The 26,445-nt window shown below is 54.9% G+C and carries 26 protein-coding genes; 8 read left to right on the top strand and 18 right to left on the bottom strand.

What is annotated here, in order from left to right:
• Positions 1–17 precede the first annotated feature (17 nt).
• The 7 genes from SADFL11_RS05240 to SADFL11_RS05210 all read right to left on the bottom strand — a co-directional run bounded on the left by SADFL11_RS05240 (position 18) and on the right by SADFL11_RS05210 (position 9,181).
• A complete protein-coding gene (locus SADFL11_RS05240; RefSeq protein ID WP_008195507.1) occupies positions 18–2,261 on the bottom strand; it encodes a bifunctional diguanylate cyclase/phosphodiesterase in 2,244 nt (747 codons plus the stop codon).
• 1 nt (position 2,262) lies between these two features.
• Complete coding sequence (locus tag SADFL11_RS05235) at positions 2,263–3,864, bottom strand: sensor histidine kinase (protein ID WP_209002739.1); 1,602 nt, start codon at positions 3,862–3,864, stop codon at positions 2,263–2,265.
• A gap of 622 nt (positions 3,865–4,486) precedes the next feature.
• Positions 4,487–5,272 carry a response regulator transcription factor gene (locus tag SADFL11_RS05230; protein WP_008193510.1) on the bottom strand — a complete coding sequence of 262 codons (786 nt, stop codon included), beginning with the start codon at positions 5,270–5,272 and terminating at the stop codon, positions 4,487–4,489.
• A gap of 291 nt (positions 5,273–5,563) precedes the next feature.
• Positions 5,564–6,910, bottom strand: a complete 1,347-nt coding sequence (locus tag SADFL11_RS05225) for a FliI/YscN family ATPase (RefSeq protein ID WP_008196722.1) — start codon at positions 6,908–6,910, stop codon at positions 5,564–5,566.
• Positions 6,888–7,658: a hypothetical protein gene (locus tag SADFL11_RS05220; RefSeq protein ID WP_050775944.1), complete on the bottom strand. Its 771-nt coding sequence runs from the start codon at positions 7,656–7,658 to the stop codon at positions 6,888–6,890. Before SADFL11_RS05220 ends, SADFL11_RS05225 begins: the two co-directional genes overlap by 23 nt.
• Positions 7,655–8,386: a flagellar basal-body rod protein FlgF gene (flgF, locus tag SADFL11_RS05215; protein ID WP_008194854.1), complete on the bottom strand. Its 732-nt coding sequence runs from the start codon at positions 8,384–8,386 to the stop codon at positions 7,655–7,657. The genes SADFL11_RS05220 and flgF overlap by 4 nt, the downstream gene beginning before the upstream one ends.
• A 3-nt stretch (positions 8,387–8,389) precedes the next feature.
• Positions 8,390–9,181 carry a DUF1217 domain-containing protein gene (locus SADFL11_RS05210; RefSeq protein ID WP_040452063.1) on the bottom strand — a complete coding sequence of 264 codons (792 nt, stop codon included), beginning with the start codon at positions 9,179–9,181 and terminating at the stop codon, positions 8,390–8,392.
• 169 nt (positions 9,182–9,350) lie between these two features.
• Between SADFL11_RS05210 and motA the strand changes: the two genes are divergently transcribed.
• From motA to SADFL11_RS05175, 7 genes are all read left to right on the top strand, one after another.
• Positions 9,351–10,244, top strand: a complete 894-nt coding sequence (gene motA, locus SADFL11_RS05205; protein WP_008197164.1) for a flagellar motor stator protein MotA — start codon at positions 9,351–9,353, stop codon at positions 10,242–10,244.
• A 3-nt stretch (positions 10,245–10,247) separates the two neighbouring features.
• On the top strand, positions 10,248–11,207 hold the full coding sequence (locus tag SADFL11_RS05200) for a flagellar motor switch protein FliM (protein WP_008195690.1): 960 nt from the start codon (positions 10,248–10,250) through the stop codon (positions 11,205–11,207).
• On the top strand, positions 11,188–11,751 hold the full coding sequence (locus tag SADFL11_RS05195; protein ID WP_040450537.1) for a hypothetical protein: 564 nt from the start codon (positions 11,188–11,190) through the stop codon (positions 11,749–11,751). Before SADFL11_RS05200 ends, SADFL11_RS05195 begins: the two co-directional genes overlap by 20 nt.
• A 116-nt stretch (positions 11,752–11,867) precedes the next feature.
• On the top strand, positions 11,868–12,143 hold the full coding sequence (gene fliN / locus SADFL11_RS05190; protein ID WP_208981091.1) for a flagellar motor switch protein FliN: 276 nt from the start codon (positions 11,868–11,870) through the stop codon (positions 12,141–12,143).
• Between the two features lie 69 nt (positions 12,144–12,212).
• The gene (locus tag SADFL11_RS05185) at positions 12,213–13,274 is read left to right on the top strand and encodes a flagellar motor switch protein FliG (protein WP_050775945.1); all 1,062 of its coding nucleotides are present in this window, start codon (positions 12,213–12,215) and stop codon (positions 13,272–13,274) included.
• Between the two features lie 55 nt (positions 13,275–13,329).
• Positions 13,330–14,406, top strand: a complete 1,077-nt coding sequence (flhB, locus tag SADFL11_RS05180) for a flagellar biosynthesis protein FlhB (protein ID WP_008197007.1) — start codon at positions 13,330–13,332, stop codon at positions 14,404–14,406.
• Between the two features lie 24 nt (positions 14,407–14,430).
• A complete protein-coding gene (locus SADFL11_RS05175; protein WP_008195900.1) occupies positions 14,431–14,877 on the top strand; it encodes a hypothetical protein in 447 nt (148 codons plus the stop codon).
• A 156-nt stretch (positions 14,878–15,033) separates the two neighbouring features.
• Here the strand turns inward: SADFL11_RS05175 and SADFL11_RS05170 are convergent, their stop codons facing one another.
• The 11 genes from SADFL11_RS05170 to nagZ form a co-directional block, all read right to left on the bottom strand.
• A complete protein-coding gene (locus SADFL11_RS05170; protein ID WP_085955886.1) occupies positions 15,034–16,455 on the bottom strand; it encodes a LysM peptidoglycan-binding domain-containing M23 family metallopeptidase in 1,422 nt (473 codons plus the stop codon).
• 354 nt (positions 16,456–16,809) lie between these two features.
• Positions 16,810–17,502 (bottom strand): protein-L-isoaspartate(D-aspartate) O-methyltransferase, encoded by a 693-nt coding sequence (locus tag SADFL11_RS05165; RefSeq protein ID WP_008193629.1) that lies wholly within the window; start codon positions 17,500–17,502, stop codon positions 16,810–16,812.
• Positions 17,503–17,730: 228 nt separating this feature from the next.
• Positions 17,731–18,489, bottom strand: coding sequence for a 5'/3'-nucleotidase SurE (gene surE, locus SADFL11_RS05160; RefSeq protein ID WP_040450554.1), 759 nt, complete (start codon positions 18,487–18,489; stop codon positions 17,731–17,733).
• Positions 18,490–18,636: 147 nt separating this feature from the next.
• On the bottom strand, positions 18,637–19,917 hold the full coding sequence (gene serS / locus SADFL11_RS05155; protein ID WP_008193963.1) for a serine--tRNA ligase: 1,281 nt from the start codon (positions 19,915–19,917) through the stop codon (positions 18,637–18,639).
• 68 nt (positions 19,918–19,985) lie between these two features.
• Positions 19,986–20,786, bottom strand: a complete 801-nt coding sequence (tatC, locus tag SADFL11_RS05150; protein WP_008194188.1) for a twin-arginine translocase subunit TatC — start codon at positions 20,784–20,786, stop codon at positions 19,986–19,988.
• Positions 20,783–21,202: a Sec-independent protein translocase protein TatB gene (tatB, locus tag SADFL11_RS05145; RefSeq protein ID WP_008189762.1), complete on the bottom strand. Its 420-nt coding sequence runs from the start codon at positions 21,200–21,202 to the stop codon at positions 20,783–20,785. Before tatB ends, tatC begins: the two co-directional genes overlap by 4 nt.
• Before the next feature lie 40 nt (positions 21,203–21,242).
• Positions 21,243–21,467 (bottom strand): twin-arginine translocase TatA/TatE family subunit, encoded by a 225-nt coding sequence (locus SADFL11_RS05140; RefSeq protein WP_008189412.1) that lies wholly within the window; start codon positions 21,465–21,467, stop codon positions 21,243–21,245.
• Positions 21,468–21,611: 144 nt separating this feature from the next.
• Positions 21,612–22,727, bottom strand: coding sequence for an ABC transporter ATP-binding protein (locus SADFL11_RS05135; protein WP_008193732.1), 1,116 nt, complete (start codon positions 22,725–22,727; stop codon positions 21,612–21,614).
• Positions 22,727–23,347 (bottom strand): SMC-Scp complex subunit ScpB, encoded by a 621-nt coding sequence (gene scpB / locus SADFL11_RS05130; protein WP_228198277.1) that lies wholly within the window; start codon positions 23,345–23,347, stop codon positions 22,727–22,729. The genes SADFL11_RS05135 and scpB overlap by 1 nt, the downstream gene beginning before the upstream one ends.
• Positions 23,348–23,429: 82 nt before the next feature.
• Positions 23,430–24,269: a segregation and condensation protein A gene (locus SADFL11_RS05125; RefSeq protein WP_134852911.1), complete on the bottom strand. Its 840-nt coding sequence runs from the start codon at positions 24,267–24,269 to the stop codon at positions 23,430–23,432.
• 11 nt (positions 24,270–24,280) lie between these two features.
• A complete protein-coding gene (gene nagZ / locus SADFL11_RS05120; protein ID WP_134852910.1) occupies positions 24,281–25,300 on the bottom strand; it encodes a beta-N-acetylhexosaminidase in 1,020 nt (339 codons plus the stop codon).
• A 129-nt stretch (positions 25,301–25,429) separates the two neighbouring features.
• Here nagZ and SADFL11_RS05115 point away from each other — a divergent pair, with 129 nt between their 5' ends.
• Positions 25,430–26,443: an alpha/beta hydrolase gene (locus tag SADFL11_RS05115; protein WP_008191257.1), complete on the top strand. Its 1,014-nt coding sequence runs from the start codon at positions 25,430–25,432 to the stop codon at positions 26,441–26,443.
• Positions 26,444–26,445 lie beyond the last annotated feature (2 nt).

Below are 26,445 nucleotides of genomic sequence, written 5' to 3'. Positions count from 1 at the left end.
CGGTTCCGCTAATAAAATCAACCAAAAGCGACGCCGGGCTCCACGGCCTTGTTGATAAAGTCCGTCAGGTCCGCCGCGCTGAGGGGCTTGGAGTAGAGATAGCCCTGCAGGTAACTGCAGTTGAGATCCTGCATTATTTTCCGTTGCGCAACGGTCTCAACACCCTCAGCGGTCACGCTAAGATCAAGCGCCTTTGCAACAGCCAGAAGCGACTTCACAACAGCAAGCGCATCGGGATCCTGATCCATGTGCATGATAAAGCTGCGGTCAATCTTGATACCGTCCACCGGAAGTTTACGCAGATAACTCAACGAAGAATATCCGGTTCCGAAATCATCTATGACGACGGTTGCCCCGCGTTTGCGAAGCCACGTCAAAAGATCAAGGGTAACCTGATCATTGCTGAGGAACAAGCCTTCTGTGACCTCGAACACAAGCCGGTTTAGAGAAAGCTCAGCGTTGGTCGCAGCGTCCTCGATGTCCTTATAGATTCGGCTGGCATGTACCTGGCGGGGTGACAGATTCACGTTCAAACGAACCTGATCAGAGATGCCCTGAAAGTTGCTGAATTCCGAGAAAGACGTCCGGAACATCCAGGCACCGATCTCCGTAATCAACCCGCTGGTCTCCGCCGCTTCAATCATGCTGGCGGTGTTCAGGAATGCGCCGCCTGGTGTACGGAACCGCATCAAGGCCTCAAAGGAGGCGATGCCCTCGTCCTTGGCCGACATGATCGGTTGGTAGTGAACGGAAAACTCCGTCTGCTCCTGACCACCTGTCAACAAAGAAGCAAGACGAAGCCGTTCAAATGCCGCTTCCTGCATCAAAGGATTGAACACAGCGTAGCTGCTGTTAGCATTCTGCCGCACGTCGTTGAGCGCAATGGAAGCCTGACGTGCAATGTCTTCAGCCGCATTGGACGGATCAGACGACATCGCGAAACCAAGACGTGGACGCAGTGTCAGTTGTGTGTCGTCCAACCGGATGGGTTCCTGAAACGCCTCTTCTACGCGGGCAACGACGTCCTGAACATCGTCATCACTGTTGCCCTTCAGGAGGATCAAAAACTCATCCCGTTCCTTGCGTGCAATCGACAAGGCATCCGGGAACGTCCGCGACAAACGGTGGCCGGTTTTTCTCAGGACACCGGAGGCCTTTTCATCACCGATGCCGTCAACAATGACCCGGAACCGCTGGATATCCGCGTGCACGACCAGCAATTTGGAAGCTGTAAGGGTGTTCCTGTAAAAAGCTTCCAAAAAACCGGAAAACGTCGACAGACCCGTCATCCGGTCCACATAAGCGAGATTTCGGATGTGCTCCAACAATCCGGTTTTCTCATAACCAAGGGCAGCATTCGATACAAAGAGCTGTACCACTTCGGAACCGACAAGTTCTTCAAGTTCCTCGTAAGTGGTTCCAAGATAAAGAGCGCCTGACATACCGTTGCGGGTGACCAATGGCAGTGCAACGCCGTCTGCGTTTGCGCACATTTCTTGTGACTCGATACACTGAGACACAGCATGACGGATATCGCTGCTGCTAATCACATCCAGCGGTAAGTCAACCTTGTCTTCATGGATGCCTCGGGCGGACAACACACGGACGCCGATTTTTTCTGACCCGGCATATTCCGGTAAGGTCTCGTAGCCGCACAAAAGACAATCGATCGGCTTGCCGATCAACGCTGTAAATTGCTCCAGTACCGCCGCCGCGAATTCACTAAGCGCATTTTGCTGAACGATCTCCGCAAAATGCGCGTTCAAATCCTTGAGCTTCTTGCGGTTGGTTTCAATTGACATCACCAGCTTGTAACCCCGCAACGCGGTGACGATCGCGGTGATGAGTTTGGTGCGCGACAATTCAGCTTTTTCGGCATATCCGTCGATGTCGAATTTCATGATGACATCGGTTTGGGGCGCATATCCCGGCTGGCCGGTTCTCAGGATCAATCTGGTGAAACGATTACCGAGATCCTTGCGAATCCAGCTGACCAGACCAAGCCCGGCTGTATCGCTCTCCATAACAACGTCGACAAGCGCAACCGGAATGTCATCGTGTTCCTGAAGGATCTGCTTGGCTTCGTGTGCGGACAATGCGTGCAACAGCTGGAACGGACGGTTTTCGAACCGGCATCCCGACACTGCTATCCGTGTGACTTCGTGCACGTCCGGATCGTCGTCAACAATCAGAACCTTCCAGGGCTTTTCAAGCTCCTCGCCGGTTTTAGGCTCAGAAGGCGCCAGAAAATCCATCACCATGTCAATGCACCTTCGTCGTTGTTGTTATGTGTGCCTTTTTCTTCTGCGGTTCCGTAACCGGGATCTCAACAGTAAACTCAGTACCATGTCCAACCTTGGATGACACGGAGATTGTGCCATTCAAAGCTTCGGTTGCAAGCTGATAACAAATGGCCATACCGAGCCCGGATCCCCCTTTACCGAATTTCGTTGTAAAAAACGGTTCAAACACTTTCTTCAAATTCTTGTCGGGTATCCCGACGCCATCGTCGCGGCACTTGAACACGATTGTTCGGCCAGCAGCGCCGGCTCCCTTGCTTCGATTTTCTATACTTGACGACAGCCGGATAGTTCCGTGTTCCTTACCCTCGTAGGCGTGCTTCACCGCATTCTCGACAAAGTTGGAGACGAGCTGACTAACAGCGCCTGGATAGCTGTCAATGACCTGATCGCCATCAAGATCTAGCTCCAGTTTGAATGGCGTTTTCTGAAGTGTTGGCTGCAAGGTTGCGATCGTCTCACGGATGATGTGATCAAAGTTGAAGGCCCGCTTCTTCTCACTTTGCCGATCAACGGCAACTTGCCGGAAATTCCCGACCAGCTCGCGGGCACGCGCCAAAGTTTTCTCAATGATACTCGCGGTTTCAGATATCCGCGCAACCTCATTTTCCAGCGCTTCTTTGCTCAAAGTTTGGCGCTCGAGTTCGTCATCAAGATGTGTTGCCGAATCCTTGATGGTTGTGGCCGCCATCAAAGCATTGCCCAACGGCGTGTTGAGTTCATGCGAAACACCGGCAACCAAGGACCCGAGCGCGGCCAGATTGTCTGCCTGAATGAGCTCTTCCTGAACCAACTTTAGCTGTTCGGTCCGATGTGTGACCAGCTCCTCAAGATTGGTTTGGTACTCTTGGATTTTCTGCAGATCCAAGTGGCGCCGCTGCACCATAGACTGCAGGCTGGACGCCAGAATCCCAATCTCGTCCGCCCGGCCCGGCATCAAGGCTTCTGTCGGCGGATCCTCAATCAATCTCGGCGTTGAAAGATATGCAACAATCTCGGAAAGAGGCAGTCCGATTAGCCTATGGAAAATACTTCGGATCACAAACGCCAAAACGAGCAAATAGGCGATGATCGCGGTCACGATGAGCCCAACCGTCGAGATAATCTCGTACGAAATGGAATTCCGGTCGATCATGATAAAGACCTGACCGATCATATCCTTGTGGAGGATCGTGCTTGGCGAGTTCAGTGTGTAACTAAGCGCTGATTGCCGCCGGTCGTCGGCGAGTGGATCTCCGAAATTGCCCGTATCCGGGGTTTCAACCCAAACCTTTTCGACCACGTCCAAACTTTCAAGACCACGAATCAACTGCAGAGTTGCATCCGCGTTGACTGTCCAAATCGCGCGCTCAAAAGGGCGTTTTGTCGCCTGAAAAAATGCTTCCGTCACTCGAATGGCGCGAGCGTGCGATGCATCCCATGTGATCTTGGTCAGGATACCAATGAAAATTATGCCAAGAACAGCAAACAAACCGAGCGTATAAACAATAAAAGTTCGCGACAGGCTGTTCCGACCCATCTCTGATGCCGCGAACGGCAAAGACGTACTGGCACTCGAACTCAAATCACTGCCCCCTTGGCCGGAGCTTCAAAAGCCGAATTACCAACCAACACCAAGGCGCCGATTAGGCCTTGACCATTGCGCGTACTGCCACCCTTAGGAATTCGATACCCGCTCGACAAACAACTGCTCCAGATCATTCTAACTCCAACAACGTCAGACCGACCATTGGAAAAAGTTTTAACAAGACTCAAAGCCCAACTCGTTTGTAGAGATTGGTCTAGTTTTCTAAATTTTTCTTAAAAGACAATTGTAACTTACGCCTATATCCGTCGATTAGACATCATTTTTGGTGCGCTTTTTGTGCAGCGATCAGCATTCCTGAGAAAACAGCCATCCAAGACCGCTAATAGACGAGTTGTTCGCTCGGGCCAAAAACTTAGGTTCGATCATTTAGACAGGTCTGGAGCGGCGCAGAAAGCAGGCCGCATTCAACACAAACAACACGAAACCGCAAAAACAAGAAAATGGCGGTGTGTCTTTAAAAAAAACGCGAATTCAATACAGTCGTTTTTTTGGAGGGGGGCGTATACTGCAAGTGCCGGAGCCATGAATGACCCCGGCTGCATTAGTAGGTCCGGAGGGCCTGGGGGATAGGCCAGGACACACTGGCTATGTGAGCATTCTATCCAACATTCTCGACCGCAAGAACCAATTCCCGCTTGTTAACCGCCGCCCAAACTGGCTGACGAGCAGATTTCGGCAAAGGCGTTTCGCTGACGAGACGTTTTGGAGACGCTGTGTCTTTCAACATGTACCCGATATATCGGGTGGATTCGATGGCATCAAAACCAAGCTGCCGTTTCAGCTTTTTGCGAAGCTTGGAGATATGGCTCTCGACCACACACTCGTCTACGCCTTCGTTCATAACACCATAAACTGCATTAAAGATCTGCGTTTTGGTAACCCTGCGGCCCTTGTTTTTGACAAGATACTCAAGGATACGACGCTCACGGCGCGGCAACTCCATGACCTGCCCGCCAACAGTCGGGTCGCGACCGTCAAAAAACACCTCAATGGCACCAGCCTCCGAGGACGTGTCCCGCGCCATGGCGCGGCGGCGGAATACACCGAACCGGGCAATGATCTCGCGAACATGAACTGGTTTCTTCAACACCTCGTCGAAACCGGCTGAGAAAAGATCAAGTGTACCTTGCAAGCTTGCAGTGTCTTCAAGGGCAACAATTTGCGCTTCCGGGCAACGACTTCTGATCTGCGTTATAAAACCCGCCCTCTCAGTACATTCGCCAATCAAGATTGCATCAACAGAAGCTAGATCTTGCGAGCACCCTGTTTCCAGCCAATCAGGCAATTCACCAGGCAACAATTCGAGGGAAGCGTACCCCTCCCTCTCAAAGGCAGCGGCATAGCCACTTGTGACGATCTCTCTGTCGTCAACGATAATAAACATGATTTAGCCCCCAAAACTTTTCGATGTAGTATGGGTAAAATTACCACATCGCGCCGTCAACAATTCTTCCATCGCAAGAGTTGTATTTGGAGGTTTTTGGTAACGACTAAGCTTATTGGAAATTGCAAAACTAAATAAAACGACAGAAAGATTGAGATAAAAATAATAAGTAATTTTATTAAAATACGTTTCCACTGGTTATATCAAATGAATTAGTCGAAGATATATATAAAAAGCGCCGCTAAATAAAGCGACGCCTCGTAACTTTTACATGATTTCGGCGAAAATGGTTTACGCGTCCGCAGCCAAGGCTTGAGCCAACTCGGCAAAAGGATCTCCAGGCACCGGTTGCTTTGCACCCTGACGCATCGCTTCGTAGATCCTGGGAACAAGGCGGCACGCTTTCTCCAAGTGCTCATCGCCAGTAATCTGAAATCCACCCATCATCCGAAGATCTTTCGTATCTTCATAGTGAGAAATCAGCCCCTTGATCCGGTGGATCAATTCTTGTTGATCTTCTGTCCACGCGCGGGACGCAAGACGCGATGTTGACTTCAAAATCTCTACCGGCGGATATCTTCCTGATTCTGCGGTTTTTCGATCCAGAACAATATGACCGTCAAGCAAACCCCGAATGGCGTCAGACACGGGATCATTGTGGTCATCACCGTCTACCAGGACAGAAAAAATACCGGTAATCGAGCCCTCGCCGCTGGCTCCTGGTCCAGCGCGTTCAATCAACCGGGCAAGATCAGCAAAAACACTTGGTGGATACCCACGGGCGACCGGAGGCTCACCGGCCGCAAGAGCGACATCGCGGGCCGCATGCGCAAACCGGGTTGCAGAATCCAGAATCAGCAGAACTTTGTGGCCTTGAGCCCTGAAATATTCGGCAACACTCATTGCCGTCTTCGGAGCGAGACGGCGCTGCATTGCGCTTTCATCACCGGTGGAAGCAACAACGACGGAATTGGCAATCGTTTCACCAAGAATGTCGTCAATAAACTCCCGGACTTCACGACCGCGCTCACCAACAAGCCCAACCACGACAGTGTCGAATTCTCCGAACCCTGCGAGCATCCCGAGCAACGTCGATTTCCCTACTCCGGATCCTGCGAATACACCGATCCTCTGCCCTACACATAACGGAGTAAAAAGATCGATGACACGAACACCTGTTCGCACACCTTCCGTGACCTTCTCCCGATTCATTGCCGGAGGTGGAGCACGGTCCAGAAGAAAAGCCTCGACCCCGTGCCGCAATTGCCCCTGCCCGTCGATCGGCTCTCCGAGTGCATTGATGATGCGCCCGCGCCAACTGAGGTCCGGATGGATCGCCAAACCTCCCATCAGCGAGGCAACGCTGCCAATTCCGATGTCCGATACCCGCTCCAGAGGTTTAACAACAACATCCTTTTGTTCAAGCCGGATAATCTCGCCCTGACGAACACCGGACCGGCCTTCAAACTGGATCAGGTCTCCCAAACAAACCACGCGTGACAATCCAGACACCCGGATCGCTTCTGCGGAGACCTGCGTGACCTGACCGCTCAGTTTGACGCGGCCAATTTCTGTATCAAGAGCGGCCAAGGAGGCCGTGATTTGATCCAGGCTGTTAAGATGCTGAGAGCTTGGCATGACGCTCCTGTAGGGCTTTCAAGACATCCAGGGAAAGGTGGTTGGAGTCATGCTCTGCGAGCCTGCCCAAATCGTCGCTGCTTGGCACAACAGTCTTGGTATCGGTCTGGTCGGCTCCCCCCGGTGCGACACCTGCTGATACCCTGCCCGGTTCGGGTACGCGTTCAGCGGAACTGTTATTGTCCGGCTTCGGCGCAGGAACTGCGTCCGCTGTTAACTCGCCGAATTGCAGCAAATTAAACGGTGTTCCCAATGTTCGCTCACCGGCACTCGCAACTGTTTCGCCGAGGATTGGGGGCGGCCCGGATACCATTGTTTCGACGCCGCTATCAACGCCATCCCTACTAGATGTGTCGGCGGGGTTGATTGTTCGAGGTGTCTCAACCGATGCAACTTCAGGATCCAAAGTGTCCAGCGCAGTGCCGCTAGATCCAGGTGTTGTCATCGCATCATAGGCCATCATCAAACCGATGCCGACCGGACCGCCCAATGCAGCTCCATACAATGTGCGTCCGGCGTGACGCGCGTCTTCGGAAATCTGATCGTTCGTCAACGCGCGGTAGACGTCAGAAACACCTGGGATGTGCTGCAGCGGATTGATCACATCAACAAAATCGGAAAACCCGAACCCCGCCTTTGCCGGCGCGGTTGCGTCCGTTGCTTTTTGTGTTGCCTCCACCGCTTTCAGCAACACATGACGTGGGGATGGATCCTCAGAGGGCGAGCTTATGCCAACGACCGCACTCATGATGTCTTGCCCAATTCGCGGATGGCCGTCTTTTGGCTTTCACTGCCCATGTCGATCATTTTCGTGGCGCTTTCAAAGGCGCGGGAGATCATGATCATCTTGGTCATCTCGCGGACGGGATTTATGTTCGCCCCTTCCACATAGCCCTGACGGATCCCATGCTGGTCGAAGACCTGTACAGGAATTACGGCCCGGTCCGGAACAACTGCAGAGTTTTCCTTTCGGGTCAGTTTGGCATCATTCGGGATCAGGAAGAGACCAATCTGGCCGACGATGTCTTCATCGCCTTGTATGATGTCCCCGTTTTGCGTGATAAGAGGTGTTCCTCCGTCCGGATTAAGCTGGATCGGTTGCCCGCCGGCACCAACGACCACCTGCCCGGTCACAGTCTTCAAGGTTCCGTCATCAGAGATGTGCAAGCGGCCATCGCGTGTATAGGAAAGTCCGCCATTTGCATCCCGAATGGCGAACCAGGCTTCTCCTTCTATTGCCAAATCCAGAGGATTGTCGGTTTTGTTCAGGCTGCCGTTCTGACGCGAGATGTAGTTCTCGCCACCACTTGAAAAGCTGACTTTATCGGGGCCTGCTTTGGACACCATTTCAGCGAAATTGATCTCGTCAGCGCGGTAACCCGCAGTGTTCATATTCGCAACGTTCCGAGAGACTGTTTCCAGCCGGTTGGAAAGAGCGACTTGAGCGGACAACGCGACATAAAGGGCTGACTGCATGGCTCAACTGCCTCCGAGTTTAAAGTTCTGAATGCTGGACAAAAGGCCTTCACCAAATGGAACGATTCCGGGACCCGGACCGAATACAGCCAGCGTTGGGGCAGCTGCCGTTTGAGCACCGTTACTCAAGTCATACATCGCGGAAAATCTCTCCAAAAACTTGGAAAGGTACTCCGGGTCACTGCTTAGTTTTTCGTAGTCCAGATGTTTGTCAAAATACTCGGCTTGCTTGTCTATGTCTGTCAAAGCAAAAGCATCGGGTAACCCGAGCGCTGTACGGACTGTTTCAGCGAGCGCCCGATCTGCCAGAATATCGAACGGGCCTGTTATTTCGGACGCTTTGCGTTCGAAATATAAGGCAAGGCGCACGCCATCGTTCTGAGCACCCTCTTTGACCTCGAGGGTTTGCCGATGAAACTTATCTACTATGCCCTCTTGTGTACGGCTGAAGGAAGTTGCGGTCTCTCCGTAGTTCGCAAAATTAAATGTCTCTGCGAAATTTCGGTACTTTGAATCCGCCAATTGATTGGCGAAAGCCGCGCGGCTTGCTGTGCCCTCTGTAAGAACTTTGCGCATGAACGCTTTCGCATAAATCATGTCTTCAAGCCCCATGGCGGTCATTGCATACCGGTAAATACGATCATCCGCCATGAAGTCGTCTACAGACTTAATGTTGCGGATATTCTCGCGGTAATATTCGGTTTGTCGGTCCACCACCGGATCTGCGGCGACAGTGGCCAGCGACCGATCCATGTTGTTTCTGACAATCTGAACTTGAGTAAGCGTATTGATCATGTCCGCGCCCTTTAAGCGGTAAGTGTCTTGAAAACACATTCGCGCCCGGAGCTTACGCCAAGCTGACTGGGCCACACCGGTGCAACCGGCCGTTCGGTCAGCTTCGGACAAGTCTCGTCCCCTAGCTTTTCACCAGCACAGTAAAACCTCACCCGATAGGAGCTGTTTGGTGACTATTATTATCGGCCTGATAATCGGCGCGGCATCCCTGATTGGCGGTTTCGCCGCCATGGGCGGAAAGGTCCTCGTTCTTTGGCAACCTTGGGAACTGGTGATCATTCTCGGCGTTGCAATTGGCGCATTCATCGTTGCCAATCCAGTGAAAGTCATACTCGGGACGACTGTTGCCGTTTCCGACGCGTTGCGGAATGCGGTACCGTCCAAACGTGATTACTTGGATGTGCTGGCTCTGCTCTATGGACTGATGCGAGAATTGCGTGCGAAAGGCCGCAATGCTGTTGAACCGCACATCGAAGACCCAAGCACATCCCCGATTTTCCAGAAATATCCGTCGGTCCTGCGCGACGCCAACATGACGACGTTCATTTGCGACTATTTCCGCCTGATCATTGTCGGAAACGCCCGAGCGCATGAAATCGAAGCCCTGGTCGATGAGGAAATCCAGACCATCCACCGGGATCAGATGAAGCCTTATCATGCAATGAGCAGCGTGGCCGATGCCCTGCCGGCGATCGGGATCATTGCTGCGGTCCTCGGCGTGATCAAGGCAATGGGCGCAATCGACCAGTCGCCGCAGCTGCTCGGCAGCCTGATCGGGGCAGCCCTTGTGGGAACGTTCATCGGGATCCTGTTCTCCTACTCCTTGTTTGGCCCCCTGGCAGCAAAGATCAAATCGGTCCGGGAAACGCGGCTGCGCAATTACATCGTTGTCAAGCAAACCCTGCTTGCCTTCATGAACGGTGCTGACCCGCAAATCGCACTCGAGCATGGCCGCAAGACCATCTCCGGATACGACCGGCCAACCATCGACGAAGTCGAGAACGAAACCATGAGAGCCGGCGGAGCAGAAACCAGCACGGCCGATCTCCAGGGAGCCGCATAAACCATGCTCGATGCAGCAACAGACACGCAATCTACCTCCAACTCAGAACGGGCGATGATCACGGACCGCCTGCTGGACGCCGCCGGCATTTCCGTTGACCGATTGCCTATGCTGCCGGTGGTGTTTGACCGGATGGCGCGCTTGATGGCCGACGTAATGCGGCAGAAGTCGCCCTCACCGTCCTACATCTCGGTCAGCTACGTGGAAAACAACCGTATTGGTGATGTCCTCGATGAATTTGAATCCAATGCGCTTGTTGCCGTTCTCTACTCTCCGGAATGGGATGCTCGCGTGCTCGTCGGCTTCGACCGCGATTTCATTTTCACGCTCGTCGACGTTCTGTTTGGGGCAGATGGCACCGAGCCGCCGATTGATGAGGAACGGCCGTTCTCAAATATCGAAACACGGATTGCCCGGACGATTTTTGAAATAGCCGCCAAATCACTTGCAGAATCTTTCGCGCCAATTGCGGAGACGACCCTCAAGATTGAGAGAATCGAAAGCCGTATGGATTTTGCGGTTGTCGGCCGGAGCAACAACCCGGCGGTCGTTGGGCGCCTGCTCCAGCAGGCCATCGGCCGTGGTGGTGAAGTTTTCGTCGTTCTGCCGCACGCGACACTCAATCCGTTGCGTCAGGCCCTGTCCCAGGTGTTGTCCGGCGAAATGTCCGGCCGCGACAAACAATGGACGCAGCACTTCCACAATGAAATCCAGCGGACGGAAGTCAAGCTGGAAGCGATCCTGGAAGAACGCGAGATGCACCTCGGTGAGTTGTCGAACCTGAAGGTCGGCCAAGTGATTGAGCTTCAGGCAACAGCGCGGTCGCCGGTCACCCTGGCTTGCAACGACCAACCGATATTTACCTGCCAGCTTGGACAGCTGGACGGATCCTACACCCTGCAGATTGAAGAACTCATCCACGAGGAAGAAAAGGATCTTTTCGATGATCTCCGCAATCGTTGACGGCGTGCTGCTTCTGGCATTGGTCGTAACCACTATCCGAATGTTGCAAATGCACAAGGATCTGCGCCGCTTGGGGTCCTATCACGAAGATTACCAGCGCATTTTCGACCAGACTGCACTGGCACTGGACGGGATTGAAGTCTCCATCCAGGAGATCAATGTCAAAGGCGCTCAGATCCTCAATGCGCTGGGCAATCGTATGGATGATGCCCGGGAGTTGATTGCAGAAATTGACGCCCTCACACGCGAGGCAAAACGTCAGCAATCAGTTCTGAAAGCCGAACTCAAGGAACTCTCTAGCTCTCATGCCCTTCTGCAAAAGGCAAACCGCTTTACGCCTGTTCGTGAAGATCTCGATTTGTTCAATGATGAAACTGCGGCGCAGCCAAGCCCTGTTTCAGCTGTGGCAAGCTCCCCGCAAGATGGACCGGTTATTCACCGTGGAACCAGCGGTCCAAAGGCTCCGGCCCGTGTGCACAAAATCGATAACACGCTCGGAAGCCCCTTCCGCTCTGTCTCTATGAACCAAAAGGATACGTTTTAATGTCCGACAAAATTGTTGAAAACGTTGATGTAGAAACCGGTGCAACCATCAAAACGGCCGATGCGGCGAATTTCGCCAGGGTTGAAGCGCCAGACAAGAAAAATGCCGGCGACACCATGGGCGATGATCGCAACCTCGACACGATCCTCGGCATTCCGGTCAATATTCAGGTGGTTTTGGGCTCTGCAACCATGCTGGTATCCAATCTTTTGAAGCTTGGCCGCGGCGCTGTTATCCCTCTCAACCACCGTGTTGGTGAGCCGATCGATATTGTTGTCAATGGGCGTGTCATCGCCCGCGGTGAAGTGGTTGTTGTGGAAGACGACAACTCCCGTTTCGGTGTGTCCCTGACAGAGATCATCAGCTCACAAACAAGCCCGCTGGAAATCTAAACCAACCAGCCGGACGCCAGATTTTCCGAACCCTTTGATTGCCATGCTCCTTTTGAGGAACACGCGAGAATGACAAGCCAAGCCAAAGCTGCCCCGGCACCTGCCGCCGTCCCCAAGCCACCGGCTCCACCGATCCGGCGTTTGAATGGGGTGCAGCGTGTCGCCGCCCTGCTTCTATCGCTTGGACGGACCAGCTCCCAAAAACTGCTGCGCCATTTTGATCAGGAAGAGATCAGGATGATCACTGTAAGCGCGGCCCAGCTGGGAACGGTCGCTTCTGCGGAACTGGACAAGCTTGCCGAAGAGTTCATCGACCAGTTTTCCAACGGCACCACCTTGTTCGGGTCTGCCAACGAAGTGGAAAAGATGCTGGAAGGCGTTCTGCCAGACGAACAGCTCGCGGACATCATGTCGGACGTCCACGGCAATTCAAACCGCTCGATCTGGGACCGGCTAACGACCGTGTCGGAAACCGTGTTTGCCAACTACCTGTTGAAAGAGCACCCGCAAACGGCGGCCTTGATCCTAACGAAAATCAAGCCAAGCGCAGCCGCAAAGGTTCTCGGCCACATCCGGGCCGACATGCGCAATCAGCTGGTGCGGCGGATGTTGTCGATCAAGGCGGTGGTCCCGGAAATCATGCGCGACGTGGAAAAGACAATGCATGAGGACTTCATGCTCAACCTGTCCGGGACACTGGAAGCAGACTCCCATGCGCGCATGGCTGACATCTTGAACAAGATGGAACGGGATCACATGGAAGATGCGCTGGAAAACCTCAACGAGATCAGGCCGAAAACGGCAGAACTCCTGAAGGGTCTCCTGTTCACCTTCGACGACATCAGCAACCTCAATGCACGTACTCGGATGGCGATCTTCGATCAGATCCCAGCAGACCGGATTGTCCTGGCATTGAAGGGAACATCGGCAGAATTCAGAGAAGTGGTCCTCTCGTCCATGACGTCCCGTGCCCGCAGAATTGCCGAACACGAACTGGCAGCTGGCGAACCGGCAGCACAGCGCGACGTGCTGGAAGCCCGCAGCTCGATCACGAACCTCGCACTGGAAATGGCGGGACGCGGCGAAATCGAGCTTAATCCGAAACAGGATGAAGGGGCTTACTTTGCATAAGGATCACTTGTTCCGGCCCAACGGCGGCCTGCGTTTCTAAGGAGACTGCAGGGCGATGTCGGAAGAAGCGGATAAGGACTCAAAAACAGAGGAACCGACCGAGAAAAAGATCCAGGACGCAATTGAGAAGGGCAACACGCCGGTCTCCAAGGAAGCTCCTGTTCTTGCAATGTTGATCGGTGCCTTGTTGATCGGCGGTTTCGCAATAACATCTGGGGTGCGCCAGCTTGTTTCAGACATGGCGCACCTCCTGGACGTATCGGGAGGATTGGACCTTGGTAACAGCGCAGACGCACTCATGCTGTCCCACAGCCTGTCCATCAAGGTTGGGCTGTTCCTTGCGCCGATCATCGCCATTTTGTCGGTGTCCGGCCTTGCATCCGCTTTCCTTCAGAACAAACCCAGCATCGTTCCAAACCGGATCAAACCAGAACTCAGCAAGCTATCGCTCAAAAAGGGCTGGTCGCGGATTTTTGGAGCCCAGGGCTTTGTCGAATTCCTCAAGGCTGTTTTCAAATTCAGCACGGTCAGCGCAATCGTGTATGCTCAGTTCCGCGCTCATGAATCGGATCTGATCAACGCCATGTTCACCGATCCAAGTGCCCTCCCCGAGATGATACTGCAGATATCCCTGCGGCTGATCTCCGGTGTCTGCATTGTCACAATCCTTCTCGTGACCGTCGACATCCTCTGGTCGCGTTCTCACTGGCGCAAGAACCTGCGGATGACCAAGCAGGAAGTCAAAGACGAGCACAAACAGATGGAGGGCGATCCGATCGTCAAAGCGCGGCAGAGATCGCTTGCACGCGACCGCGCCCGTAACCGCATGATGTCGGCGGTTCCCCAGGCAACCCTGGTGGTCGCGAACCCGACACACTTCGCGGTTGCGTTGCGGTATGACGGTGAGAAAAATCCGGCGCCGGTCGTTGTGGCAAAGGGACAGGACCTGATTGCATTAAAAATCAGGGAAATCGCAGAAACCAACGACATCCCGGTGATCGAGGACCGGCAGTTGGCGCGCTCACTTTACGCGGCGACAGAAGTGGAGCGGATGATACCGCCTGAATTCTATCGCGCTGTTGCTGAAATCATCTGTTTCGTTTATTCACGCAAATCCAAGACCGCTGTATAAAACAATGAATAATGGAGGGTTTGGATGAGTAAGCTGCGTGAGGCTGCCGCAATGGAACCTGAAGCGGATGATAAAACCCGCAAGCGCCAGGCGGCAATTGCCGAGGCCTTGACCGGTTTCATAGAAGACTTGAAGCTCGTCGATGTTCTGGATTTTGCCGCTTACATCCGGCTCGAACAGCACGCCAACATCGCCGACCTTGTAAAGACCTCTGCCGAACTGTTCTTCAAGGAAGATACGCTACGGTATTCCATGGGCGGACAGGCTGAACTCGATTGGGATAGCCTGCCACGAATAAGGCTGGACCTGGAATTCCTCAACAAAGGTGTCTGGATCTATTTCACTGTTGTTCTGGCCTCGCCCGACAATTCGGTGAACGTGTCCTATGTTGAGATTCCCGATTCTGGCGGCGATCCGGACAAGGAAGCCGAATTGATGCTCGAGGCATTGAAAGATGCCCGGCTCAAATGATTCTGCGTGTCTTGATGAGTGGTCCTTATGTACCCGGAAGCAAGGACGCGTACCTCAAAAACGAGAAATGGCCGCCCTTTTCAGAGCGACCAATTCATTTTCCATCAAGCTTTGGTAACGATTGCGAAGCTGCCCTAGCCTAAGGGCCGCTCCAGCCTAACGCCGTGGAAGATATTTCAGCGGATCGACCGGCTTGTTGCCCTGACGCAATTCAAAATGCACTTGCGGCTGATTGACCGAGCCTGTGGCACCTGCGAGCGCGACTGGATCTCCCCGGCGCACCGTATCGCCGCGTTTGACATTCAAGACGCTGTTGTGAGCATAGGCGGACACCCAACCTTCGTCATGGCGGACAAGCACAAGATTTCCATACCCTTTCAGCTCATTACCGGCATAGATAACTGACCCATCACCGGCAGCCTTGACCGGCGTTCCCTCAGGAACAGCCAAATTCACACCTTCGTTACGGCCACCACCCGGTTTTGCGCCGAAATCGGATATGATACGGCCACGAACCGGCCAGCGAAACTTGGCAACAGGCTCATCGGCTTGCGGTTGAATGCTCGCAACCTCGATTGGTTTTTCAGGTGCAGCCTCCGTCTTGACCGGTACATCTGCCGCAGAATCTGGAGCTGCAATTGGGGTCGTTTCGACCTGGATTGAATCGTTTAAACGGTTCGTTGAGACAATCCGGTCCGGTTGGCGCTTGGGAGACGGGACACTTGAGCCGCCACCTGATACCGTCTGTGGAACAGATGCGGTTACAATCGGTGCGCTCACCCCTTGAGGCTTGCTCTTCGGCAAAGCGCTGACCGGAACAACCGGGGCTGCGACAATCGCAGGTGTTGATTGGGTCACCTGCGCGAAGGTCGGTTGCGCATAGGGCTTCCGGTCCGGACGTGGTGCCGCTCGCGACACGTTCGGTATGGAGCCAGTGACTACGTTTTCGGTCCGCGAAACAGTCGGCAGTTGCACGGCTCTCGTCTCACCGTCGGTGGTGCTCGTAGAGCCATTGCGGTCCGAATAAACATAAGTCGGGATAATCAGAGACTGCCCCGCCTGCACACTGGATCGGCTCTGAAGACCGTTGACGGATGCGACAGCCTGAATGGGCACGCCATAGCGGCGGGAGATTGAAGCTAGCGTATCGCCCTGCCGTGCTTTGACCTGTGTGCCACCAGCTGAGCTCCAGCCTTTCCAGTCCTTGCCAGCCGCAAGTGTCTCCGGTGCAGGAACCGCCGGAACTTGAGCCGAGGTGATGGACGGTGCAATCGGAGCGCTGACGACAGCTGGAGACGTTGCAGGTGCTGGCTGACGCGGGATCGAACCTGTCGAGACAGGAGAAGACGTGTTTTGCGGCAAGCCTGCCGTCGTTCCACCCGTGCCGTTGATAATGTCCTGATAGGACGGTTGCGCGGGTGCAGATCCGGTCAGGATCTCTTTCTGATTGGCGGTGCTGGCGGTGTAAATGTCGTTGGGTCCGAACCGCTCGGTGGCCGAGGAACACCCTGCAAGAGCTGCTGCTCCAAGAGTAACCGTTGCGACTTTACCCAGTAAATCCTGGCGGAGGAAACGCATCCGCTTTTTCATCGACTCAACCCAAACTGCTTTACATGGCTGCTGTGGTTAAGATTAGAAAGCAGTAAGGTTTATAAAGACTAAAGAAGAGGCCTCGAATTCCGGCCAACCTGAAAAACCTGTATGCCGCTCAACGCCTGCAACACCCGCAATTCTGCCGATTTTCAATTCTTCTCAGGGCAATTGCATAAGGTAAACGCGCATTGGACCTACCGGCCCGCATCCATCGGGCAACCGGCTGGATCGTCCGACTCAGTTCCCTCGCTTTCGCCGATAATCGATATTACTGCGCCCTGCAGTGGGATTACGGGATCGGCGTCAGATGGAAGGTTCCGTCATCCGGCGCTTAAGCGTCTACAGATGTTGAGCAACACCCGGCATCAGGGAAACCCTGCGGACTTCTGCGACTGTTTTGCTTGCGCCGATGCTTTCGGCATTGGTGATCCGTACGAGCGATTGGGCGTTTCCCGGTGGACCCAATGGAGCGATCAAAATGCCATCCGGCCGAAGCTGCGCGATCAAAGTATCGGGTATCTCCGAGACTGCCCCGTTCAGAACAATCCGGTCAAAGGGGGCTTTCTTCTCAAGGCCCGAGAGCCCATCCCTGTGCTCAAGCGCAACGTTGGTCTGTTTCAAGGCCGCCAGGCGTTGATCCGCCAGCTTGAGAAGGGTCTGATATCGGTCGAGGCTGTAAACATGCCGGACGAGCTGTGAGAGGATTGCAGTCTGGTACCCGGAACCCGTCCCAACCTCCAAAACCGTTTGATCTGGCTGCAAGTCGAGAAGCTGGAGCGCAAACGCAACCTCGCCCGGCGCGGTCATGGTCTGCCCGCACTCCATTGGAAGCGCGGTGTCTTCGTAGGCCAGATTGTGATAGCGGGCCGCGAGAAAAAGCCGCCGTGGCAGACGTTCAATGGCAGACAGAATGTTCACAGAAGCAATGCCGCGCTGACGCAAACCAAGCACCAGCGCTGCTCGCGCCTCCGCTTCATCCGGTAAGTTCGATTGCGTTGCCCGGTCGTCATCACCGGGAACGAATGCGGCCATTCACGCGTTCTCCATTACCCGGCCCCGGGATACCCGTTCGCCGCCAGACATCTGTGGCAGCGTGCAGATGGGTCAACCGTGAGAGATTCCCACCGTCACCCTGTCCTCATACTGACCGACCCGAGCGCCAAGACACAATGGCCGTTCAGGCATGGCGCCCTGTTTTCCCGGTTAAAGAACACCCCGAGCGCTCTACTCAAAAGAAGTTGCCACCGAAAAAGAAGGAAATCAGCCCAAGCTGTCCGTCAATCGACCGACGAGATCATGCGCCGTCAGATCGATCCGCAGCGGGGTTACGGAAACATACCCATCGGCAACAGCGTGCAGGTCAGAGTTATCCAGAACAGATTTCCCCCGGTCCTGGAATTTCAGCCAGTAGTAAGGATTGCCGCGGCCATCCGTTCGCTCGTCAATGGACAGGCCGCTTTGCTCATGGTGGCCCTGCACCGTGATCTTCACACCCTTGACCGCATCGGCGGGACCAACCGGGAAGTTGACATTCAGGAGGGAGTACGGCGGCAGATCGAAGGTCATCAGTTTCTTGAAGAGCTCCGGCGCATGCGCTTCCGCGACACCATAATCCGGCTCTGACTTAGGGTTCCAGCTGTAGGCTTGGGAAACGGCGATCGAGCGGATACCCAGGATTGCCGCTTCCATCGCTCCTGCCACGGTCCCCGAGTAGGTGACGTCTTCTGCAAGGTTCTGCCCGCGGTTGATGCCCGACAGCACCAGGTCCGGCAAACCCGGAAGCACCTTACGGCACCCCATGATGACACAATCCGTCGGAGTGCCTTTCACCGCGAAATGCCGGTCATCGATCTGGCGCAGTCGAAGCGGATCTCCAAGGGTCAGCGAGTGTGCCACGCCACTTTGATCCGTCTCCGGCGCGATCACCCAAACATCATCGGAGAGTGTCCTTGCGATCCGCTCAAGAACGTAGAGCCCGGAAGAATGAATGCCGTCGTCATTGGTGATCAAAATACGCATGAAAAATCCGTTCTAGATCGGCGGCCGCTCTACCGGACCCGGTTGAACTACCAAAAGCTGATCGATGTTAAAGTGGTAGAGCATCCTGCGTTTTCCTAAACGCAGTATGCTCCAGGCCAACCAGTCGCGATCAAGGGCTTGATGCCCTTAACCGATTTTCTCCAAACCGCCCATATAGGGCCGCAGAACGTCAGGCACAGTGATTGAGCCATCCGCGTTCTGATAGTTCTCAAGAACAGCGATGAGCGCACGCCCGACCGCGATCCCGGATCCGTTCAGTGTGTGGACATGCACAGGCTGCTTGGAACCGGCTGGACGGAAGCGCGCATTCATGCGCCGGGCCTGGAAATCGCCGCAAACCGAACAGGACGAAATTTCGCGGAACGTGTCCTGCCCCGGCAACCAGACTTCAATGTCATAGGTTTTGCGGGCCCCAAAGCCCATGTCGCCGGTACACAGCGTCATAACCCGGTAATGAAGGCCGAGTTTCTGCAAAATCATTTCCGCGCAACCAAGCATTCGCTCCAATTCGTTGAGCGACTCCTCCGGTGTCGTGACAGACACCAGCTCACACTTCTGGAACTGATGCTGGCGCAACATGCCCCGGGTATCCCGGCCCGCAGAGCCAGCTTCGGACCGGAAACAGTAGGTCAAGGCCGTGACACGCAGCGGCAGCTGATCCTCGGACATGATTTCCCCGGCCACCAGATTGGTAAGCGGGACTTCAGCAGTCGGGATCAGGTAGTGATCCGTTGCGGTCTTGAAAAGGTCTTCTTCAAATTTCGGCAGCTGACCGGTGCCGTAGAGCGGATCGCTGTGGACCAGCAGCGGCGGCGAGACTTCCGTGTAGCCGTTTTCCTGCGTGTGCATATCGATCATAAATTGACCGAGGGCCCGCTCCAGCCGCGCAATCTGGCCTTTCAGCACGACAAAACGTGAGCCGGACAACTTGGCGGCAGTGGAGAAATCCATCCCGCCGAGCTCTTCGCCAAGTTCGTAATGCTCTTTCGGCGCTTCATTGAAGGTGAACGCCGGTTTTTCACCATGCGTCTTGTAAAGCACGTTGCCGGCTTCATCCGCACCTTCCGGGACATCATCATGCGGAAGGTTCGGAATGACGGCCATCGCCTCTTCCAGAGCTGCGATCAGCTTGCGTTCTTCTTCCTCGCCAGATTGGATGAAGGCCTTGATCTGAGCAACTTCGTCGATCAGCTCTTGAGCCCGGACGTCATCCCCGGAGCCTTTGGCTTTGCCGATTTCTTTGGAGGCCGCATTACGCCGTTCCTGAGCTTCCTGCAGCTTGGTGATGTGGGAGCGACGGGAATCGTCCAAGGCAATCAAATTGGCAGCAGAGGGTTCATAGCCCCGCTTTGCCAAAGCCTTGTCGAAGGCATCTGCGTTTTCCCGGATCCATTTGATATCAAACATCTTCGCTTCCCGAACGGCGGTCTTTGTCTAAGGACTGGCCGCCGCGGGAGGAAGACTGGGCTTGAGGTTTATGCCGCAGCATCCTCAGCTTCACGCTCGGCATCACGTTCCGCGCGCTTTTTCTCCACCATCCGGACGGACAGAATGGAGACTTCGTAGAGAAGCAACGTTGGCAGCGCAAGACCGATCTGCGAGATCGGGTCCGGTGGTGTCAAAATAGCAGCAGCTGCAAAGGCACCAACAATCGCGTATTTGCGTTTCTGTTTGAGACCGTCAGCGGTCACCATGCCTGCGCGACCCAAAAGAGTCAGGATCACCGGCAATTGGAACACGAGACCGAAAGCGAAAATCAGGATCATGATCAGACCTAGATATTCGCTCACCTTTGCGAGGTGCTCGATAGCAACCTGGCCTGACCCGCCGGTTTGCTCCATTGACAGGAAGAAACCCATCGCCATCGGCATGACGAGGAAATAAACCAGACACGCACCGATCAGAAACAGGATGGGTGTTGCGGCCAGGAATGGCAGGAACGCACCACGCTCGTGCTTGTACAAGCCCGGCGCTACGAACATGTAGATCTGGCTGGCGATCACCGGGAAAGCCAGGAACAAGGCCCCGAAGAGCGCAAGTTTCAGCTGGGTGAAGAACCACTCCTGCGGGGCCGTGAAGATCATCTTCACGTGCTCCGGGTCCGGCGCGGCACGCAGGTACGGCACAGTCAGGATGTTGTAGATGTCGGTGGCGAAATAGAAGCAGATCACAAACATCGCCAAGATGGCCGCGATGGACCACATCAACCGCTGGCGCAGTTCGATCAAATGCTCGATCAAGGGCGCCTTTGAGGCGTCGATATCTTCCTGGCTCATGCCTTGGCTTCTTCCGTCACCGGCGTTTCCTTGTCCGCAGCGGCCGGCTTCGGCGGGGAAACCGCTGGCGCCTCGACCTCTTCGCTCTCAGACGTCGAATTGGTCTCTGCTTTTTCCTTAGGTTTTGCCGGAGTGGTCTTTTTCACAGCATCCTCTTCAATCGACTTCTTCAAGTCACCGAGAGGATTGAAATTGGCTGCTTCCTCGACCTGTTTCTTCATGTCCGCGATATCGGCTTGTTGTTCAGCTTCTCGCAAAGCCTCATTGAACGTGGACTGAAATTCACGCGACATCCGACGCATCTTGCCCAAGTTCTGGCCAAGTGAGCGCAGCATGCGCGGTAAGTCTTTCGGCCCCACAACGATGATCGCGATGCAGGCGATCACCAAGAGCTCCGTCCAACCAATATCGAACATAGGTACTTTCGCCCCTTAAGGAGACGCGACGCAGATAAAATCAGCTCGCTTTTGTCTGATCTTCCGCTTTGGTGGACTTCACTGGCTCACCGCTCTCATGATCGATGGTCTTGGGAGGCTCCTCGGTATCGTCTTCAGCCATACCCTTTTTGAAGCTTTTGATTCCCTTGGCGACATCGCCCATCAACTCGGAAATCTTGCCACGTCCGAACAGCAAAACCACCACAACTGCGATGATCAAAATCTGCCAGATACTAATGCCCATACGCCAAACTCCTGATAACCGGCTTCCTCGCCCTTTGAGCCCTTGTACAAAACTGGCTCCTTGATCGCAACAATACATGCTGGAATGTTTCTGTACTCCTAGACAGAAGGCTAAGCCGGTGAATTAGCTTATATTGATTTGGTATCACGAGCGCGGAAAGACAAGGACATCCTTCGGATCAGTGGTAACACCAACGTCCATGCCCTGCTCCCATTCGCACCCTGCCCGCACCCGCGCTTGTAACGGTTGATCGAGACCTTCAACGATAATCGTCAGCAAATCGACCTCTCCAACGAATCGTTTGGACTGGATTCGTCCCCTCACGCCGCACAAACCGGCCCTGCCGAGAAGAATGCCCTGCGGACGGATGCAGACATCGGCAGATCCCTGGTTCATCCCGGATGAGGCAACAATGCCGAGCGGCGTTTCAACACCGGAAGATGTCACATTGCCCTCTATCTGGTTGAGTTCGGAAAAGAACCGGGCGGCGAACAAGTCGGCAGGGTTGTTGTAGAGTTCGGCAGCGGTCCCGTGCTGAACGAGCTCCCCGCGCCGCATCAACGCGATCTGATCACCCATCCGCATGGCCTCTTCGGGGTCGTGAGTCACAATGATGCAGGTGGCGCGTGTCTCGCGGATCACTGCCAGCGTCTCATCACGCACGCTGTCGCGCAGACGTTTGTCGAGACCTGAAAACGGCTCATCCATCAAAAGGATGCCCGGCCGCGGCACCAGGGCCCGGGCAAGCGCGACACGTTGCTGTTCGCCCCCCGACAACGCATGCGGATAATCGTCGGCGTAGTCGGCCAGGCCAACCCGCCGCAAGGCCGTTAATGCGGCCGCACTTGCCGCTTCCTTGCCGAGTTTCTTGATGCCGAACACCACGTTGTCCAGGATCGTCATATGCGGAAACAGGGCGTAGTCCTGAAACATCAGGCCGATACCGCGCCGCTCGGGCGGGACAAACGTCTGCGGTCCCGCGATCTCCTTGCCGTTGATCAGGACCCGGCCCGCGCTTTGCCGTTCTATCCCGGCCGCAATGCGCATCAAGGTGGTCTTGCCACAGCCGGAATGGCCGAGCAGGCACAAGATCTCGCCCGGAGCAATCGAGAGACTCAAGTTCCGGACAGACGGCACACCCTCATAGTCATGAGAAATGTTCTCGAAGACCAGGCCAGCGGCAATCGTGGCGCTCGCTGACCCTCGCGCACCCCATGTTTTCGGACCGCCATTCCAGTTGGATTCGTTGGATTTGAACATCAGCTACCGGCAGTCTCATCCGTTTCTTCATCGAACAATGTGCCGTCCTCTAAAGGATCTTCGTCTTCGGTCAAGGCAGCATCGTCACTTGGTATTGGCACCAGGAAGGACGCCGGGATCGCGCTATCAAGCAAGCCTGCCCCTTTCAGCTCTTCCAGACCCGGCAAGTCCTTGACGTTTTCAAGACCGAAATGAATCAGAAACTGCTCGGTTGTTCCGTAAGTTACCGGACGCCCCGGGGTTCGCCTGCGGCCCCGCATCCGGATCCAGGTTGTCTCCAAAAGGACATCCAGCGTTCCTTTTGATGTCGATACGCCGCGGATTTCTTCAATTTCAGCCCGTGTTACCGGTTGGTGATACGCGATGATGGCCAGGGTCTCAAGCGCTGCGCGCGACAGTTTGCGTTGCTCCTCAACGTTCCGGTGCATCAAGTAACTTAGATCTTCAGCTGTCCGGAAACACCACTTGCCCGCCAGCCGAACCACATTAACACCGCGCGGAGCATACATTTCCTGCAGCGCTTCCAGCAGCCCAAGGACATCGGCTCCCTCCGGCAAACGGAGTGTCAGCTCTTCAAGAGACAATGGTTCGGACGAGGCAAACAAGAGTGCTTCTACCATCCGCAGGCCGGCAAGATCATCAGAGGCTTTTTGTGGTGCTGCGCCCAAACCCGCACCGCCGTCCAAATGAAGCTGTTCAAGCTCAGACATCTTTGTCAGGTTCCTGTTCTAGGGCGCGAATATAGACCGGCGAAAACGGCTCTCCTTGGCGGATTTCAACCGTTCCTTCTCGGACCATCTCCAGGCTGGCGGAAAAGCTGCTTGCCACGACCGTCGCCCAATCCTTGTTGTCATAAAGGTAGTCGCGAAGATACGCATTCAAAGGGGTCCATTCACTGACCCGGCCGACGAGTTTGGTCAGCAGCTCCCGCGCCTCCTGGAGCGACCACACTGTTCTGCGCAAAACCCGAACAGATGTAACCGACTGGCGCTGGCGTTGCGTGGCATAGGCCGACAGGAGGTCGTAGACCGAGGCATCCCAGATACTTTTGTGTACGACGGACATGGTTTCAGGTTCCCCCCGGAAAAACACATCGCGCCCGGCCCGGCTGCGGGCCAGCAGTTTTTCAGAAACCTCCCGCATGGCCTCAAGGCGGCGCAAACGAAAGGCAAGCGCTGCAGCCAGTTCTGCCCCGGTTGGCTCGTCCTCACCCTTTTGTTCGGGAAGCAAAAGGCGGGATTTCAAATAGGCCAGCCACGCGGCCATCACCAGATAGTCCGCGGCGAGCTCAAGACGCATCCGCCGGGCTTCGGTCACAAACTCCAGATACTGCTCCACCAAGGCTAGGATCGAGATCTTGGCGAGATCCACCTTCTGTGTGCGCGCAAGACCGAGAAGCAGATCAAGCGGCCCCTCAAAACCATCGACATCCACTACCAGCTGCGGATCGGACATCGCCCGTTCCTCGCTAGTATGCACCGCGCTCAGAAGGTCAAATGACTTGTCTGGCGCAGATACCGGTTGTGTGTCCTGTTCCGCCATGTGCTGTCCCGTTACGCTCCCGCCCAGCCAGTCAGGGATTGAAACTCTGCCCAGACCTTGTCTGCATTAAAGTCTGGTTCCAACGGTTTGTACCCAGCCAAAGCGGTGTTACAGCGCTCCTGGGAACGTCCCGCAAGTACCGGCGCGGCATCCGCAACTGCCTGCATTTCCGACATATTGCCATTGCAGTGGAGCACGACATCGCATCCGGCATCCCAAATTTTTGTTGACCGGCTCGACACATCGCCGCCAAGCGCCTTCATGGAGATGTCATCACTCATCAGACAGCCGTCAAAGCCGATTTCATCGCGGATAATCCCATTTATGACTGCACTGCTCTGCGTCCCCGGGTTTTCTGGATCTATGCTCTCATAAAGCAAGTGTGCGGTCATGCCCAAGGAGATGTCTGCAAGTGCCTTGAATGGCAGGAAATCCAAAGCTTCCAATAAGTTTTTGTCATCCGTGACACGCGGCAGTTCAAGATGGCTGTCCACCTTGGCGCGGCCGTGCCCTGGAATGTGCTTGATAACTGGCAGAACACCCCCGGCGATCGCGCCATTGATCATCTCGCGCCCGAGGATTGCAACAGTCTCCGGATCTTCGGAAATCGCGCGATCTCCGATCGCATCGACGGTGTCCGGAAACCGTACATCAAGGCACGGCAAACAGTCGATGGTAATTCCGACCTCGGACAGTTCAGCGGCAATCAGCTGGGCGCCCAGGAATGCGGCACGTTTTCCAGCGGCCTTATCCGTCTTGTAGAGATCGCCGAAGAGCTTTGGTGCTGGATACTTGCGCCAATGCGGCGGCCGTAGCCTTTGCACCCGGCCTCCTTCCTGATCGACAAGAACCGGCGCGTCCGCCCGGCCAACAGCATCGCGAAAAGACCGGGTCAGCTCCAGAACCTGGTCCGGATTGTCGACATTTCGCGCAAACAGGATCAGTCCCCAAGGATTATGCTCATTGAAAAACGCTTTTTCAGCAGCGGAGAGACTTGTGCCGGCGCAGCCGGAAATAAAGGCTTTGATCATGACCATCGCTTACCGGCACCACCCTTGCCCGTCAAGAAAGGTCCGGAGCCCTCGCAAGCGCACTTGCGCTCATGATACGAACTTGCAATCTAGGCTTCCTCATTTTGTTTCTCACTGGAGTTGCTTCCCATGCGCGCGCGCCATGACATTCCGGCCGGCACTTTGCACCGGATTTCCGTCACATCCGAAATCTTGACACAAAACCGGCTTGGCGATCCGGCAACGCGCGCAGTTGTCATTTACGTTCCACATGGACATGACGGCGGCGGGCTGCCGCTTCTGGTCGATATCGTTGGTTATACGTCCGGCGGCCCGGCGCATGTGAACTGGAAGAATTTCGGCGAAAACGTTCCGGAGCGTTTGGACCGGCTGATCCAGGATGGTGCACTCCCGCCGGTTGTCGTCGCTTTCCCGGATTGTTTCACGCGCCTCGGTGGCAACCAGTATATCGACAGCACATCTATGGGACCTTGGGCAACGTGGCTCACCACAGACATGCTTCAGACTGTCGAGGGCCAATTCGGCTGCGGTGGACACGGCAAACGCGGTTTGTTCGGCAAGTCATCCGGCGGCTATGGCGCCATCGTCCATGCCATGAAATATGCCGACGTCTGGTCGGCAGCTGCCTGTCACTCCGGAGATATGGCGTTTGAACTCTGTTACTTGCCAGAAATGCCAAGTGCCCTGCGGGCAATCCAGAAACATGGATCAATTGAGGCTTTTGTTCGTTGGTTTGAAGCCGGACCGAAGTATCCCGGTGGCGCATTGCATGACCTAATGACCTTCGCGATGGCTGCGACCTACGATCCAGATCCGTCGCCGGACACCTTCTGCGGGATTCGCTTACCTGTTGACCTAGAGACATGCGAAATCATTGAAGACCGCTGGAATGCCTGGTTGTCCTGGGATCCTTTGCAAATGATCGAAGCGCATACAGATGCCTTGAAATCCATGAAAGGGCTCTGGATCGATTGCGGTTACATCGACCAATACAATCTGGTCTATGGTGCGCGCCGTTTGAAACGGAAGCTTGAGGCCGCCGGTGTTGATCACATCTACGAAGAGTTCAATGACACCCACTCGTCGATTGACTACCGAATGGACGAAAGCCTGCCGTTCCTTGCAAACGCACTTCTGAAATAGGC

It is taken from the genome of Roseibium alexandrii DFL-11 (genome assembly GCF_000158095.2).
GTDB lineage: Bacteria > Pseudomonadota > Alphaproteobacteria > Rhizobiales > Stappiaceae > Roseibium > Roseibium alexandrii.
Note: the sequence above shows the minus strand (reverse complement) of the source record. Positions and strands in the feature narration are given on the sequence as shown.